1 protein-coding gene is annotated in these 481 nt (G+C 60.3%); it reads left to right on the forward strand.

Annotated features, from left to right (window positions below):
* A partial coding sequence (locus EN991_RS39345) for a hypothetical protein (protein ID WP_127370690.1) occupies positions 1–239 on the forward strand: 239 nt, incomplete at its 5' end.
* Positions 240–481: the final 242 nt, after the last annotated feature.

The following is a 481-nucleotide window of genomic DNA, read 5'->3' on the forward strand; positions in this document are numbered from 1 at the left end:
GTGCGGGACCGGGCGTTTTGGGGTCCCACGACATCGAACAGCCGATCGGCGCGCAGCCTCGAAGCGAGATCACGGGCCGTCACGACGAGGGAGCCGGCGCAAATGAAACGGTCGACGGGTTGAGCGACACCGAAGAGATGACCCGCAGCTTCGCGGAAGACATCCCCACGGGATTAAGCGAAGGAGATGATGAAGACGTTCCGGTTTTTGAGCGAGGGCGGACCAGAACGGATCTTTGAACCAACGACAATGCTTCGCCCGCCGGCTCGGTGGCGTGGCCCTTAGAAGCGCCTCAGACTGGCTCACCCAAAAAACGCACCGCCGATCCCTCCCCACGCCGGCATGGAATTTATACAAACCCAGGAACGACATCAGGCGGCGGCGCTCAGCAGATTAGCAGATCCGAGGGGGAACAACCCGCCACGGTGATGGTTCGGTGGCATCAAAAAGTGATTGGGAACGATGGGTAAGAAGCCCAAAC

This window comes from Mesorhizobium sp. M7A.F.Ca.US.005.03.2.1 (assembly GCF_003997795.1).
GTDB lineage: Bacteria > Pseudomonadota > Alphaproteobacteria > Rhizobiales > Rhizobiaceae > Mesorhizobium > Mesorhizobium ciceri.